At 65.0% G+C, this 13,583-nt stretch carries 12 protein-coding genes; 11 read left to right on the top strand and 1 reads right to left on the bottom strand.

The window, feature by feature from the left end; genetic code table 11:
- The first annotated feature begins 71 nt into the window (after positions 1–71).
- The 8 genes from AC1ZV1_RS20385 to murB all read left to right on the top strand — a co-directional run bounded on the left by AC1ZV1_RS20385 (position 72) and on the right by murB (position 6,923).
- Complete coding sequence (locus AC1ZV1_RS20385) at positions 72–2,282, top strand: DNA internalization-related competence protein ComEC/Rec2 (RefSeq protein ID WP_484297594.1); 2,211 nt, start codon at positions 72–74, stop codon at positions 2,280–2,282.
- A 71-nt stretch (positions 2,283–2,353) separates the two neighbouring features.
- Positions 2,354–2,989: a MotA/TolQ/ExbB proton channel family protein gene (locus tag AC1ZV1_RS20380; protein ID WP_484293340.1), complete on the top strand. Its 636-nt coding sequence runs from the start codon at positions 2,354–2,356 to the stop codon at positions 2,987–2,989.
- The gene (locus tag AC1ZV1_RS20375; RefSeq protein ID WP_484293339.1) at positions 2,986–3,435 is read left to right on the top strand and encodes an ExbD/TolR family protein; all 450 of its coding nucleotides are present in this window, start codon (positions 2,986–2,988) and stop codon (positions 3,433–3,435) included. The genes AC1ZV1_RS20380 and AC1ZV1_RS20375 overlap by 4 nt, the downstream gene beginning before the upstream one ends.
- The gene (lpxK, locus tag AC1ZV1_RS20370) at positions 3,435–4,433 is read left to right on the top strand and encodes a tetraacyldisaccharide 4'-kinase (RefSeq protein WP_484293338.1); all 999 of its coding nucleotides are present in this window, start codon (positions 3,435–3,437) and stop codon (positions 4,431–4,433) included. The genes AC1ZV1_RS20375 and lpxK overlap by 1 nt, the downstream gene beginning before the upstream one ends.
- A 55-nt stretch (positions 4,434–4,488) precedes the next feature.
- The gene (locus tag AC1ZV1_RS20365; protein WP_009621404.1) at positions 4,489–4,674 is read left to right on the top strand and encodes a Trm112 family protein; all 186 of its coding nucleotides are present in this window, start codon (positions 4,489–4,491) and stop codon (positions 4,672–4,674) included.
- Between the two features lie 4 nt (positions 4,675–4,678).
- Positions 4,679–5,443: a 3-deoxy-manno-octulosonate cytidylyltransferase gene (gene kdsB, locus AC1ZV1_RS20360; protein WP_484293337.1), complete on the top strand. Its 765-nt coding sequence runs from the start codon at positions 4,679–4,681 to the stop codon at positions 5,441–5,443.
- Complete coding sequence (locus AC1ZV1_RS20355; RefSeq protein WP_484293336.1) at positions 5,443–5,907, top strand: low molecular weight protein-tyrosine-phosphatase; 465 nt, start codon at positions 5,443–5,445, stop codon at positions 5,905–5,907. The genes kdsB and AC1ZV1_RS20355 overlap by 1 nt, the downstream gene beginning before the upstream one ends.
- Entirely contained in the window at positions 5,904–6,923 is a 1,020-nt protein-coding gene (gene murB, locus AC1ZV1_RS20350) for a UDP-N-acetylmuramate dehydrogenase (protein WP_484293335.1), read from the top strand. Before AC1ZV1_RS20355 ends, murB begins: the two co-directional genes overlap by 4 nt.
- Positions 6,924–7,102: 179 nt before the next feature.
- Here the strand turns inward: murB and rne are convergent, their stop codons facing one another.
- Positions 7,103–10,288 (bottom strand): ribonuclease E, encoded by a 3,186-nt coding sequence (gene rne / locus AC1ZV1_RS20345; protein ID WP_484293334.1) that lies wholly within the window; start codon positions 10,286–10,288, stop codon positions 7,103–7,105.
- 590 nt (positions 10,289–10,878) lie between these two features.
- Between rne and rluC the strand changes: the two genes are divergently transcribed.
- The 3 genes from rluC to AC1ZV1_RS20330 are packed head-to-tail and all read left to right on the top strand — an operon-like array spanning position 10,879 to position 13,509.
- Positions 10,879–11,835 (top strand): 23S rRNA pseudouridine(955/2504/2580) synthase RluC, encoded by a 957-nt coding sequence (gene rluC, locus AC1ZV1_RS20340; RefSeq protein ID WP_259756121.1) that lies wholly within the window; start codon positions 10,879–10,881, stop codon positions 11,833–11,835.
- Positions 11,828–12,514, top strand: coding sequence for an HAD-IIIA family hydrolase (locus tag AC1ZV1_RS20335; protein WP_484293333.1), 687 nt, complete (start codon positions 11,828–11,830; stop codon positions 12,512–12,514). The genes rluC and AC1ZV1_RS20335 overlap by 8 nt, the downstream gene beginning before the upstream one ends.
- A complete protein-coding gene (locus AC1ZV1_RS20330) occupies positions 12,514–13,509 on the top strand; it encodes a S49 family peptidase (RefSeq protein ID WP_484293332.1) in 996 nt (331 codons plus the stop codon). The genes AC1ZV1_RS20335 and AC1ZV1_RS20330 overlap by 1 nt, the downstream gene beginning before the upstream one ends.
- Positions 13,510–13,583: the final 74 nt, after the last annotated feature.

Raw genomic sequence — 13,583 nt, 5'->3', positions numbered from 1 at the left:
TAACCGCCGCAAACCCAGCGTCTCGGCGGTTGTGCGGGCCTGGGGAGATCCTGTCATTGCCTCGTACAGGGATGTTCGCGCTGGCCTTCGGTCTGCTGGCGTTGCGCTGGATGGCGGCGCTGCCACCCGGCTGGGTGCTGCTGCTTCTGGCGCTGTTCGGCCTGCCCTTGCTGTTCACCCGCGGTTATTCCATCGGCTTGTTCCTGCTCGGCTTCGCCTGGGCCTGTCAGTCGGCGCAGTGGGCGATGGATGACCGTCTGGCGCCGGAGCTGGACGGTCGCACGCTGTGGCTGGAGGGTAGGGTAGAGGGCTTGCCGGATCGTTCCGGGTCGTCGGTGCGTTTCATGCTCTCCGATGTTTCCAGTCCTCGGGCGAAGGTGCCTGCCACGCTGCGTCTGTCCTGGTTTGGCGGGCCGCCAGTCGAGGGTGGTGAGCGTTGGCGGCTCGCGGTGAAGCTCAAGCGCCCCCATGGCATGGCCAATGGCGCCGGCTTCGATTACGAGGCCTGGCTCACGGCGCAGCGCATCGGCGCTACCGGCAGCGTCAAGGATGGGCAGCGCCTGGAGGTGTCCAGCGGTCCGCGTGCCTGGCGCGAAGCCTGGCGGCAGCGTCTGCTGGCGGTGGATGCCCATGGCCGCTCCGGTGCTCTGGCGGCCCTGGTGCTGGGGGATGCCTCCGGGCTGAGCACGGCCGACTGGCAAGTCCTGCAGGACACCGGGACCCTGCACCTGATGGTGATCTCCGGTTCGCATATCTCTCTGTTGGCGGGGCTGCTCTATGCCGTGATCGCTGGGTTGGCGCGCATTGGCTGCTGGCCGGCTCGAATCCCCTGGCTGCCCTGTGCCTGCGGGTTGGCCGCGGGCGGCGCCTGGATCTACAGCCTGATGGCAGGGTTCGAGGTGCCATTGCAACGCGCCTGCGTCATGGTCTCCATCGTCCTGCTGTGGCGTCTGCGCTATCGCCAGCGCGGCTTGTGGGCGCCGTTGCTGGGCGCCTTGCTGGTGGTGCTTCTGGCTGAGCCGCTGGTGGTGTTGCTGCCTGGGTTCTGGTTGTCCTACTCGGCGGTGGCGCTGCTTATCTTTGGCTTCTCGGGGCGGCTGGGGCGATGGACCGCCTGGCGCACCTGGTTGCGTGCGCAGTGGTTGATGGCGGTCGGTTTATTGCCGGCATCCATCGCCCTGGGCTTGCCGCTGAGCGTTTCTGGCGCGCTCGCCAACTTGGTCGCGGTGCCCTGGGTCGAGTTGGCGGTAGTTCCGCTGGCCCTGCTGGGCAGCTTGGCATTGGGGATTCCCTGGTTGGGCGATGCAGTGCTCTGGGTGTCGGGAGGCCTGCTGGAGCTGCTGTTCCGTCTGCTGGGCCGGATGGCGGAGCTGGCGCCCGCCTGGCAGCCGATTGCTGCGCCGATCGGGGCGGTGGCACTGGCGATGCTGGGGGCGCTCCTGCTGCTCGCGCCGGCTGGCGTGCCACTGCGTCCGCTGGGGCTGGCGCTGTTCCTGCCACTATTCTGGCCGGTCGTCCCGCTGCCGGCGCCGGGCATGGCCGAGGTCCGCGTGCTGGACGTGGGGCAGGGCCTGTCGGTGCTGATCCGCACACGCAGCCAGGCCTGGCTTTACGATACCGGTGCGCGCAACGGCGATTTCGATATCGGCCAGCGAGTTGTCGTGCCGACGCTGAGGAGTCTGGGAATCGCTCAACTGAACATGCTGATGCTCAGCCATGCCGATAATGATCATGCCGGTGGTGCGCTGGCGGTGAAGCGTTCATTGCGGCCAGTGCAGGTCATCAGTGGCGAGCCCGAGAGGCTGCCGTCCGAGTTGCGGGCCAGGCACTGCCGGATGGAGGAGTGGGGCGTCGATGGCGTTCGCTTCTCCAGTTGGACCTGGGCGGGCGCCAGGGAAAGCAATGACCGCTCCTGTGCACTGCTGATCGAAGCTGACGGCGAGCGCATCCTGCTCACCGGTGATATGCCGCAATCCGCCGAGCTGGCGTGGCTGGCGGCCCATCCCGGCGTTCGCGTCGACTGGTTGCTGGCCGGGCACCATGGCAGTCGCAGCTCCTCTGGCCCGATCTTCCTGCGGGCTGTCCGGCCATCCACTGCCATCATTTCCCGCGGCGCCGGCAACCCCTATGGTCATCCACATCCATTGGTCGTCGAGCGCTTCCGTGCACTGGGTATCCGGATTCAGGATACGGCCGAGCGGGGCGCGCTGACCCTGACGCTCGGGGCCCATGGTGAGCTTGGGGGAGTGCGGGAAGGTGCACATTTCTGGCAGGAAAATTGACCTTCGGGCGGTCGGTTAGGCGCGGCCCCTGTGCTAGAGTGGCGCCACTTTTTTTCAGGGGATTCACCACTGTGTGGGAACTGGTCAAAGCTGGCGGCTGGATGATGCTGCCGATCTTGCTGAGCTCCGTCGCTGCCATGGCGATCGTCGCCGAACGTCTCTGGACCCTGCGCTTGAGCCGTGTGGCCCCGCCGCAGCTGCTCGGTCAGGTGTGGAAGCAGATCAAGGACAAGAAGATGAACAGCCAGGCCCTGAAGGACCTGCGCGCATCTTCCCCGCTGGGTGAAATCCTTGCCGCCGGCCTGGCCAACTCCAAGCACGGTCGCGAGATCATGAAGGAGTGCATCGAGGAAGCCGCCTCCCGCGTCATCCACGAACTGGAGCGCTACCTCAACGCCCTGGGCACCATCGCCGCCATGGCGCCGCTGCTCGGCCTGCTGGGTACCGTGTTCGGCATGATCCAGATTTTCAGCGCCTTCATGGGCGACGGCATGGCCAATGCGCCGGTGCTGGCGGGCGGTATCTCCAAGGCGCTGATCACCACGGCGGCCGGCCTGATCGTGGCGATCCCGGCGGTGTTCTTCCACCGTTACCTGCTGCGCCGTGTCGATGAACTGGTTATCGCCATGGAGCAGGAAGCCATCAAGCTGGTGGAAGTGACCCAGGGCGACCGCGAAGTCGATTTCGTCGAGGAAGGCAAAGCGTGAAATTCCGCCGCAGAGCGGGCGGAGCGGCTCGCGAGGACGTCTTCATCAACCTGGCGTCGCTGATCGACGTGATCTTCGTGCTGCTGCTGTTCTTCGTGGTCGCCACCTCGTTCACCAAGCCGTCGCAGCTCAAGGTCGAATTGCCCGAGGCGGTCAGCGGCACGCCGCCCGAAGCCACCGAGATCAAGCAGCTGGAAATCTCCATCAGTATTGAGGGTCACTACGCGCTCAACGGGCAGAGCCTGGCGCGCGACGACCTGGAAAACCTGATGAACGCCATGCAGCGAGAATCGGCAGGCGACAACAGCCTGCCGGTGGTGATTACCGCCGACGGCAAGGTGGACTACCAGTCCGTGGTCACCGCGATGGATGCCGCCGGCAAGCTGGGCTTCACCCACCTGCGCATCACTACCATCGAGTCCCGGGCGGACAAGAAGAACCCCTGATGGCGTTCTCCGATCGCCTGCTCGACGCCTGGTACAAGGGCCATCCGGCCCTTGCCCTGCTCAGGCCGCTCGAACTGCTCTACCGGCGCGTCGCCCAAGGTCGCCGGCAAGACTTCCTCTCTGGTGCCAAGCCGGCCTACCGCGCTCCCGTGCCGATCATCGTCGTCGGCAACATCACCGTGGGCGGTACCGGCAAGACGCCGATGATCCTCTGGCTGATCGAACACTGTCGTGCCCGCGGGCTGAAGGTTGGTGTGGTCAGTCGTGGCTACGGCGCCAAGCCGCCGCAGATGCCCTGGCGCGTGCGCGCCGAGCAGTCGGCGGCGGAGGCGGGCGATGAGCCGCTGATGATCGTGCGCCGCAGCGGCGTGCCGCTGATCATCGACCCGGACCGCTCCAGTGCGGTGCGCGCGTTGCTGGCCGAAGAGCCGCTGGATCTGATCCTCTGCGACGACGGCCTGCAGCACTACCGCCTGGCTCGCGATCTGGAGCTGGTGCTGATCGATGCCGCGCGAGGCCTGGGCAACGGCCGCTGCCTGCCCGCCGGGCCGCTGCGCGAACCCGCCGAGCGACTGGCTGAAGTCGACGCCGTGCTGCACAACGGCGCGCCTTCCGATCCGGCGGGCGGCTTTTCCTTCGTCCTGCGGCCCTCCGCCCTGGTCAACCTGGCCAGTGGCGAGCGTTGTGGCGTCGAGCATTTCCCCAGCGGTCAGTTGCTGCATGCCCTGGCCGGGATCGGCAATCCGCAGCGTTTCTTCGCAACGCTCGAGGCGCTAAACTGGCGGCCGATTCCGCACCCCTTCCCGGACCATGCGGCCTATACCGCCGAGCAGTTGCGCTTCACGCCGTCACTGCCGCTGGTCATGACCGAGAAGGACGCGGTGAAATGCCGGTCCTTCGCCGTGCCCGACTGGTGGTACCTCGCCGTCGAAGCGCAGCCGTCGCCGGCCTTCGTCGCCTGGTTCGACGCCCAGCTCGAGCGCCTGGTCGCCCGCTGACCGTCGTCGCAGCTGCGCCGCCCGCATTCATATCTTCAAGCTCAAGGAACGCACCATGGACCCGAAACTCCTCGATATCCTCGCCTGTCCGCTGTGCAAGGGCCCGCTCAAGCTCACCGATGACAAGTCCGAGCTGATCTGCAAGGCCGACGGCCTGGCCTACCCGGTGCGCGACGGCATCCCGGTGATGCTCGAAGGCGAGGCGCGTACCCTGAACGTCGACGAGCGTCTGGACAAGTAACGCCATGACCCAGGCCTACACCGTCGTCATTCCCGCCCGCTACGCCTCCACCCGCCTGCCCGGCAAGCCGCTGCAGGACATCGCCGGCAAGCCGATGATCCAGCACGTCTGGGCGCAGGCCGGCAGAAGCTCGGCCGCCCAGGTGGTGGTCGCCACCGATGACCAGCGTATCTTCGATGCCTGCCAGGGCTTCGGCGCCCAGGTGGTGCTGACCCGTGCCGACCACAATTCCGGCACCGATCGCCTGGCGGAAGTGGCTGATGCGCTGGGCCTGGCCGACGATGCCATCGTGGTCAACGTGCAGGGCGACGAGCCGCTGGTGCCGCCGTCGATCATCGACCAGGTGGCCGCCAACCTCGCGGCGCACCCGGAAGCGGGCATCGCTACCCTGTGTGAGGAAATCCATGAGCCGGCGGCGCTGTTCAATCCGAACATCGTCAAGGTCGTCAGCGACAAGAACGGCCTGGCGCTGACCTTCAGCCGCGCCACGCTGCCCTGGGCGCGCGACGCCTTCGCGGTGGACCGCGGAAGCCTGCCGGCCAGCGTGCCATACCGTCGCCACATCGGTATCTACGCCTACCGTGCGCGCTTCCTGCGCGACTTCGTGGCCTGGGGGCCGTGCTGGCTGGAAGACACCGAGTGCCTGGAGCAGCTGCGTGCGCTCTGGCATGGCGTACGTATCCATGTGGCAGACGCGCTGGAGGCGCCGCAGGCCGGCGTCGATACACCGGAAGACCTGGAGCGCGTTCGGCGCATCCTGGGGGCTTGATGAAGGTCCTGTTCGTCTGCCTGGGTAATATCTGTCGCTCGCCGACCGCCGAAGGCGTGTTCCGCCAGAAGGTCCGTGAAGCGGGGCTGGAGGAGCGCATCGAGATCGACTCGGCTGGCACCGGCGACTGGCATGTCGGCAAGGCGCCGGACACTCGTACTCGAGCCGCCGCGCTGCGCCGCGGCTACGACCTGTCGGGCCTGCGGGCGCGGCAGGTCAGCGTGGCGGATTTCTCCCGCTACGACCTCATCCTGGCCATGGACACTGCCAACCTGCGCGACCTCACGCATCTGCGCGGCAGCAGCGGCAAGGCTGAGCTGGACCTGTTCCTGCGCCGCTACGAACTCGAAATCGACGAAGTCCCCGATCCGTACTATGGCGGCGAAGACGGGTTCGAGCAGGTGCTGGACCTGGTGGAAAGGGCCTGCGACGGCCTGCTGACGGAAGTGAAGGGACGCCTGTGACGCTGCAACTGCAAGAACGCATTTCCCTCAAGCCCTACAACACCTTCGGTGTCGAGGTCGCGGCGCGTTGGTTTGCCCAGGCCCGGGATGATGCTGAGGTGCGTGCAGCGATCGACGCGGCAACCGAAAAAGACCTGCCGCTGATGGTGATCGGAGGTGGCAGCAACCTGTTGTTGACGCGCGATGTCGAGGCGTTGGTGGTGCGCATGGCTTCCCGTGGTGTGCGCGTCGTCAGCGACGACGGTACACGCGTGGTGGTCGAGGCGGAAGCCGGCGAGGTCTGGGATGACTTTGTGCGCTGGACCCTGGCCCAGGGCTTGGGTGGTCTGGAAAACCTCAGCCTGATTCCCGGTACTGTGGGTGCGGCACCGATGCAGAACATCGGCGCGTATGGCGTCGAGATCAAGGACGTTTTCGCCGGCCTGACTGCGCTGGACCGCGAGAGTGGTGAGCTGCGTGAGTTCCACCTGGACGACTGCGCCTTTGCCTACCGCGAAAGTCGCTTCAAGCGCGAGCCTGGCCGCTGGCTGATCCTGCGGGTGCGTTTCGCCCTCGGGCGCGCGTCGACGCTGCACCTGGACTACGGTCCGGTACGCCAGCGCCTGGCGGAGGAGGGCGTGACCGAACCGACGCCAGCTGATGTCTCCCGGGTGATCTGTGCGATCCGCCGAGAAAAGCTCCCCGACCCGGCAGTGCTCGGCAATGCTGGCAGCTTCTTCAAGAATCCGGTGGTATCGGCCGCCCAGGCCGACGCGCTGCGCCAGCGTTACAGCGATCTGGTGGCCTACCCGCAGAGCGGCGGCCGGATGAAGCTGGCAGCCGGCTGGCTGATCGACAAGGCGGGCTGGAAGGGCTTCCGCGATGGCGCGGCTGGCGTACATACGCAGCAGGCGTTGGTATTGGTGAACTACGGCGGCGCCACTGGAGCGCAGCTCCATGCACTGGCTGAGCGTATTCGTGACGACATCCTCCAGCGCTTCGGTGTGGAGCTGGAGATGGAGCCGAATCTCTACTGAGTTCGCGTCCGACAAAAAGGGGATGCCAAGGCATCCCCTTTTTTGTGTCTGCTGTCCAGCCTGCCTTGCTTGCGAACAGCGTAGAGTGACGGGCGCTCTCGCGACGTGGTGGGCGCCGCAAAGGGAGGACAATAAAAAAGGGGATGCCGATGCATCCCCTTTTTCAGATCAGGAAGCTATCAGTTGTGGTGCTTTTCCACCACGGAGCCTGCTTCTTCCTCGGTCTTCTCGGCTTTTTCGCCTTCAGCCTGTTCGGTAGCGGGTTGCTCGGTAGCTTCGTTCACCACTTCGGCTTCGACGGCCTCGACAGTGACTTCAGCGGCCGGCTCGGCCACGACTTCGGCTTCCATGGCAGCGGTTTCTTCAACCGCAGCTTCGATAACCGGAGCCTGCTCCGCCTGCGGGGCAGCGGCGGCTGCAGCAGCGGCTTCGCGTGCGGCGCGCTCCTGGCGACGGCGCTCGCGCGGGTCGTTGGAGGCACGGCCGGTGGCATTGGCTGGAACAGCCGGGGTGGTTTCTTCGACAGGAGCCGGAGCGGCGGCAGCCGGGGCTTCCTCTGCAACGACTGGGGCTTCAGCCTTGGGTTCTTCGGTCCGTTGGGCGATGGCTTCGATCACGGTTTCAGCAGCCGGGGCCGGTGCCTCTTCCGCGATAACCGGCTCGACGGTAGCCACTTCAACGGTCTCGCTGATGGCTTCTACCGACTCGGCAGCCTGTTCGGTGGGCTTGGCCAGGAACTCGATGGTCTGTTCCAGGGCGCTTTCGGTGCGTACGGCTTCAACCACGCCGGACTCCAGCGGCTGAGCGTCGGTCTGAGCCTGGGCAGTAGGCTGCTCCTGCTCGGCGGCGGCTTCAGCAACGGCTACGGCGGTAGCGGCTACAGCGACCATGGCGGCGGGCGACGGAGTATCGGAAGCAGCCTGTCCGGCAGCGCCTTCGGCACTCACTTCACCTTCTGCGCCTTCGACCCCATCCACACCGGCTTCACGCTGGCGCTCGCGGCGGTTGCTGCGGCGGCGCTGGCCACGGGAGCGGCGACGCGGACGCTCGTCGTCCGAGCCTTCGTCGTCCTGTTGATCCAGCAGCTCCTCGTTCGGCAGCTCTTCGGCTTCCAGCGCGGCGGCGTCGCGAGCCTGGCGGTCTTCGCGCGGCTGGCGCTCTTCACGGGGCTGACGCTCGGCGCGCTCGCCACGCTCACCACGAGGCTGGCGCTCTTCGCGCGGCTGGCGTTCTTCACGCGGTTGACGCTCACCACGCTCTTCGCGGGGCTGACGCTCCTCGCGCGGCGGGCGTTCGGCGCGTTCTTCACGTGGCTGGCGCTCTTCACGCGGTTGACGTTCGGCACGCTCTTCGCGCGGCTGGCGTTCCTCGCGCGGTTGACGCTCGGCACGCTCTTCGCGCGGCTGGCGCTCCTCGCGGGGCTGCCGCTCGGCGCGTTCTTCACGCGGCTGACGCTCTTCGCGCGCCGGACGCTCAGTGCGTTCACCGCGCTCGTCGCGGCGACCACGCTCTTTGCGCTCGTCATCGCGGCGGCCGCCGTCGCGACCGTCACGGCGACGGTTCTGCTGACGGCCGTTGCGACGCTCGCCCTGGCCTTCGCTGCGCTCCGTGGCAGGCTTCTGGGTGGCGACCGGGGTCGGTTCCGGCTTGCTGCCGGCGAACAGGCCTACCAGCGACTTCACCAGGCCCTGGAACAGGCTCGGCTCAGGCATCGGCTTGGTGGCTTCGACGGCGACGGGTGCGTCGGCCGCAGCCTGCTGCGGGGCAGGGGTCTGCGGGGAAACGGTCTTCACGGCGGCTTCCTGGCGAACCAGGGTGCGGGTGGCGCTGACCGGCTGGACTTCCTCGTGCTCTTCCGGGGCCATCTCGTAGCTGGCGTGGCCGGACAGCAGTTCGGGGTTGTCGTCGCGCAGGCGCTGAACTTCGAAGTGCGGAGTTTCCAGGTGGTCGTCCGGCAGGATGAAGATCCGCGCGCGGGTGCGCAGTTCGATCTTGGTGATGGCGTTGCGCTTCTCGTTGAGCAGGAAGGCAGCCACCTGGAACGGAACGCGCGCACGAACTTCGGCGGTGCGGTCCTTCAGGGCTTCTTCCTCGATCAGGCGCAGGATGGCCAGCGACAGGGACTCCACGTCACGGATGATGCCTTGGCCATTGCAGCGCGGGCAGACGATGCCGCTGGTCTCGCCCAGGGACGGACGCAGGCGCTGACGGGACATTTCCAGCAGGCCGAAGCGCGAGATGCGGCCAACCTGGACGCGGGCGCGGTCGGCTTCCAGAGCTTCGCGGACGCGTTCTTCCACGGCGCGCTGGTTCTTCGCCGGGGTCATGTCGATGAAGTCGATGACGATCAGGCCGCCGATGTCGCGCAGACGCAGTTGGCGGGCGATTTCCTCGGCCGCTTCCAGGTTGGTCTGCAGGGCGGTTTCCTCGATGTCACCGCCTTTGGTGGCGCGCGCCGAGTTGATATCGATGGAGACCAGGGCTTCGGTCGGATCGATGACGATGGAGCCGCCCGACGGCAGTTTCACTTCGCGCTGGAAGGCGGTTTCGATCTGGCTCTCGATCTGGAAGCGGTTGAACAGCGGAACGCTGTCCTGGTAAAGCTTCACCTTGCTCGCGTACTGCGGCATGACCTGCTGGATGAAGTTCAGGGCTTCTTCCTGGGCCTCGATGCTGTCGATCAGTACTTCGCCGATATCTTGGCGCAGGTAGTCGCGGATGGCGCGGATGATGACGTTGCTTTCCTGGTAGATCAGGAACGGACCGCTGCGCTCGCCGGAGGCTTCCTTGATGGCCCCCCACAGTTGCAGCAGGTAGTCCAGGTCCCACTGCAGCTCTTCGGAGCTGCGGCCCAGGCCTGCGGTGCGGACGATCAGGCCCATGTCGCCAGGAACGGTCAGGCCGTTCAGGGCTTCACGCAGTTCGTTGCGCTCTTCACCCTCGATGCGGCGGGAGATGCCACCGGCGCGCGGGTTGTTGGGCATGAGCACCAGGTAACGGCCGGCGAGGCTGATGAAGGTGGTCAGGGCGGCGCCCTTGTTGCCACGTTCTTCTTTCTCGACCTGAACGATGACTTCCTGGCCTTCGCTCAGGACGTCCTTGATGTTGATGCGGCCTTCGGGGTTCTTCTTGAAGTATTCGCGGGAGATTTCTTTGAGGGGGAGAAAGCCGTGGCGTTCGGCGCCGAAGTCGACGAATGCGGCTTCGAGGCTTGGCTCGATGCGGGTGATGCGGCCTTTGTAGATGTTGGCCTTCTTCTGTTCGCGCGCACCGGACTCGATGTCCAGGTCGAACAGGCGTTGGCCGTCTACCAGCGCTACACGCAACTCTTCGGGTTGAGTCGCGTTGATCAGCATTCTTTTCATGTAGTACCAATGGTTTCCGGGGCCACCGGAAACGGCGATCGGCACACACGACTCTTACGGTCGGTGCTAAGGCACGTACTCAGGAACGGCGGACCGTTCCCGTGTCCAGCGGCAGCAGGACAAATCTGCTGTGCCGCGACTACGTTTCCTGCTTGTCGAGTAAGAACAAGCACTCATCAGGAGGAGGAATTAGCTGTCAGATGCGGACGATAAGTGCGTCTACGTTCAAGGCATGCGTTCAGGCATGAACGCAACGCAATCCGACAGTTGTGCATCTCCGCCCTGCACATTTCCCTTAAGAGCCGGGTGCCACTCGCTGAATCCGGGAGCGGGGTTGGCTTTTATCACGGCGACCTTGGCTGCCGTGGTCATGTCTGAAGGCCTGGGTTCCGAGGCGCTGTCGGCGCGAGAATCGCTCGGGCCGTTGCAACGCTTCCGGGGACTGCCTCGTGTCCATTCAATGTGTTTGCAGGCGGTTGGGGATGGCGATTGCGCGAACATCCGCAGACCTGGCCACTTTTGGCGGCCTCCCGAATATAGCAGCAATGATTAAGTGCTTCAATTGAATGAAAAATTGTTATTATATCCGGATGACGAATCCCGCCCCTCCGACTTCCGGCGTTCAGCTGCTTGAAGTCGCGCCGGAGTATGCCGGCCAACGAATCGACAATTTCCTCCGCACCCAGCTCAAGGGCGTGCCCAAGACCCTGATCTACCGCATCCTGCGTAAGGGTGAGGTGCGGGTGAACAAAGGACGCATCAAGCCCGAGTACAAGCTGCAGGCGGGCGATGTGGTGCGCGTGCCGCCGCTGCGCCTGGCCGAGCGTGACGAGCCGGTGCCACTGGCCCAGGGGCTGCTCGAGCGCCTCGAAGCCGCCATCGTCTTCGAGGACAAGGCGCTGATCGTCGTGAACAAGCCCACGGGTATCGCTGTGCATGGTGGTAGCGGCCTGAACTATGGTGTCATCGAGGCTTTCCGTCAGCTGCGCCCGGAATGCAAGGATCTGGAGCTGGTGCATCGCCTGGATCGGGATACCTCGGGCCTGCTGATGATCGCCAAGAAGCGCAGTATGCTGCGTCATCTGCACGACGCCCTGCGTGGTGAGCGCATTGTCGACAAGCGCTACCATGCTCTGGTGCGCGGCAACTGGCCGGCGGCGAAGAAACAGATTGCCGTTCCGCTGCTGAAGAACAACCTGCGTTCCGGCGAGCGGGTGGTGGAAGTGAATCCCGAAGGCAAGGAAGCGCTGACCGAGTTCAAGGTGCTGCGTCGCTTCGGCGATTTCGCCACTCTGGTGGAGGCGCGCCCGATCACCGGTCGCACCCATCAGATCCGCGTGCACGCCAAGCACGCCGGCCACTCCATCGCCGGCGATCCCAAGTACGGCGACGAAGACTTCTCTCGCGAAATTCGCGAACTGGGCGGCAAGCGGCTGTTCCTGCACTCGGCCTACCTGCGGGTGCCGCTGCCTGATGGCGCGGTGCTGGAGCTGGAGGCGCCGGTGGACGAGGTCTGGCAGCGCACCGTGGAGCGTCTGGATGCGTGACTATTCCCTGCTGATCTTCGATTGGGATGGCACGCTGGTGGATTCCATTGGTCGTATCGTCGAGGCGATGCGCGTGGCTGCGGTCGGCTCCGGTCTGCCGAGGCGCAGCGATGCCGCGATCAAGGGCATCATCGGCCTGGGGTTGCCGGAGGCAATCCAGACGCTTTACCCGGAGGTGATGGACGGCGAGCCGTTGGACCGCTTCAGGCGGGATTACGGCGATCACTACCTGAGTCTGGAAGTGCAGCCTTCCCCGCTGTTCCCGGGAGTGGCTGAGGCGATGGCCGAGTTTCGCAGTGCGGGCTACCAATTGGCCGTGGCCACCGGCAAGAACCGTCGTGGACTGGATCGCGTGCTGGCGGGGCAGGGTTGGACTGACTTCTTCGACATCACCCGCGCCGCCGATGAGTCGGCAAGCAAGCCGGACCCGCGCATGCTGCACGAGATTCTCGAGCATTGCCGGGTTGATGCTCGCGATGCGCTGATGGTGGGCGATTCGCCATTCGACCTGGAGATGGCGCGCCGCGCCGGCATGGATTCGGTGGCGGTGGGCTATGGTGCGCAGTCGCTGGAGATACTGCGGGAGTATGCTCCTGCGCTGGAAGTGAACCATTTCAATGAATTGCGCGCCTGGTTGGCCGGGCGTTCGGTAAAACCAGTGCTCGAGGTAGGCAACTGATGTCGGATGAATGGAAGGCGGACGATAGCAAGGCTGCACAAGCCGCGGCAGGTGACGACAAGAGCTGGAAGCTGCTGGAGAAGGCAGTGCTGGCGGGTGTCCAGGAGCAGCGCCGGTCGCGTCGCTGGGGCATCTTCTTCAAGTTGCTGACCTTCGTTTACCTGTTCGGTGCGTTGGTGTTGTTCACTCCTTTCAGCGGCTTGTCCAAGTCTGCATCGCGCAGCGCCAGCCACACGGCGCTGATCGAAGTGAAGGGCATGATCGCCGACAATGAGCCGGCCAGTGCCGACAATATCGTCGGTGCGCTGCGCTCCGCGTTCGAGGATGCTGGCACCAAGGGTGTCGTTCTGCGTATCAATAGCCCGGGCGGCAGTCCGGTGCAGTCCGGCTATATCTACGATGAAATCAAGCGCCTGCGCGGTGAGCATCCGGATATCAAGGTTTACGCGGTCATCAGTGATCTGGGTGCTTCCGGTGCCTACTACATCGCCAGTGCTGCCGATGAGATCTATGCGGACAAGGCCAGTCTTGTCGGCTCCATTGGTGTGACGGCGGCGACTTTCGGCTTCGTCGGCACCATGGAGAAGCTGGGAGTGGATCGTCGTGTCTACACCTCTGGCGAGCACAAGGCTTTTCTTGATCCATTCCAGCCGCCGAAAGCGGATGAGACCGCCTTCTGGCAGCAGGTGCTGGATGTCACGCACAAGCAGTTCATTGATAGCGTGAAGAAGGGGCGTGGCGATCGTCTCAAGGACAAGGAACATCCGGAGCTCTTCTCCGGTTTGATCTGGTCGGGCGAGCAGGCGCTGCCGCTGGGGTTGATCGATGGTCTGGGTAGCACCAGCTACGTGGCGCGCGACATCATCAAGGAGAAGGAAATCGTGGACTACACCGTCCAGGAGACCGCCTTCGACCGCTTCACCAAGAAGCTCGGTGCCAGCGTTGCCGAGCGCATGGCGATGTGGATGGGCTGGCAGGGGCCAATCCTGCGCTAGGTTGTCTCTTCGTGTACGCTTCCTTATATAGAAGGAAGAAAAGGGCCCGGCGATTGCCGGGCCTTCTCGTTTTG

It is taken from the genome of Pseudomonas sp. BB438, from assembly GCF_057180225.1.
The sequence above is the reverse complement of the archived record's forward strand: the minus strand, read 5'-3'. Positions and strand labels throughout refer to the sequence as shown.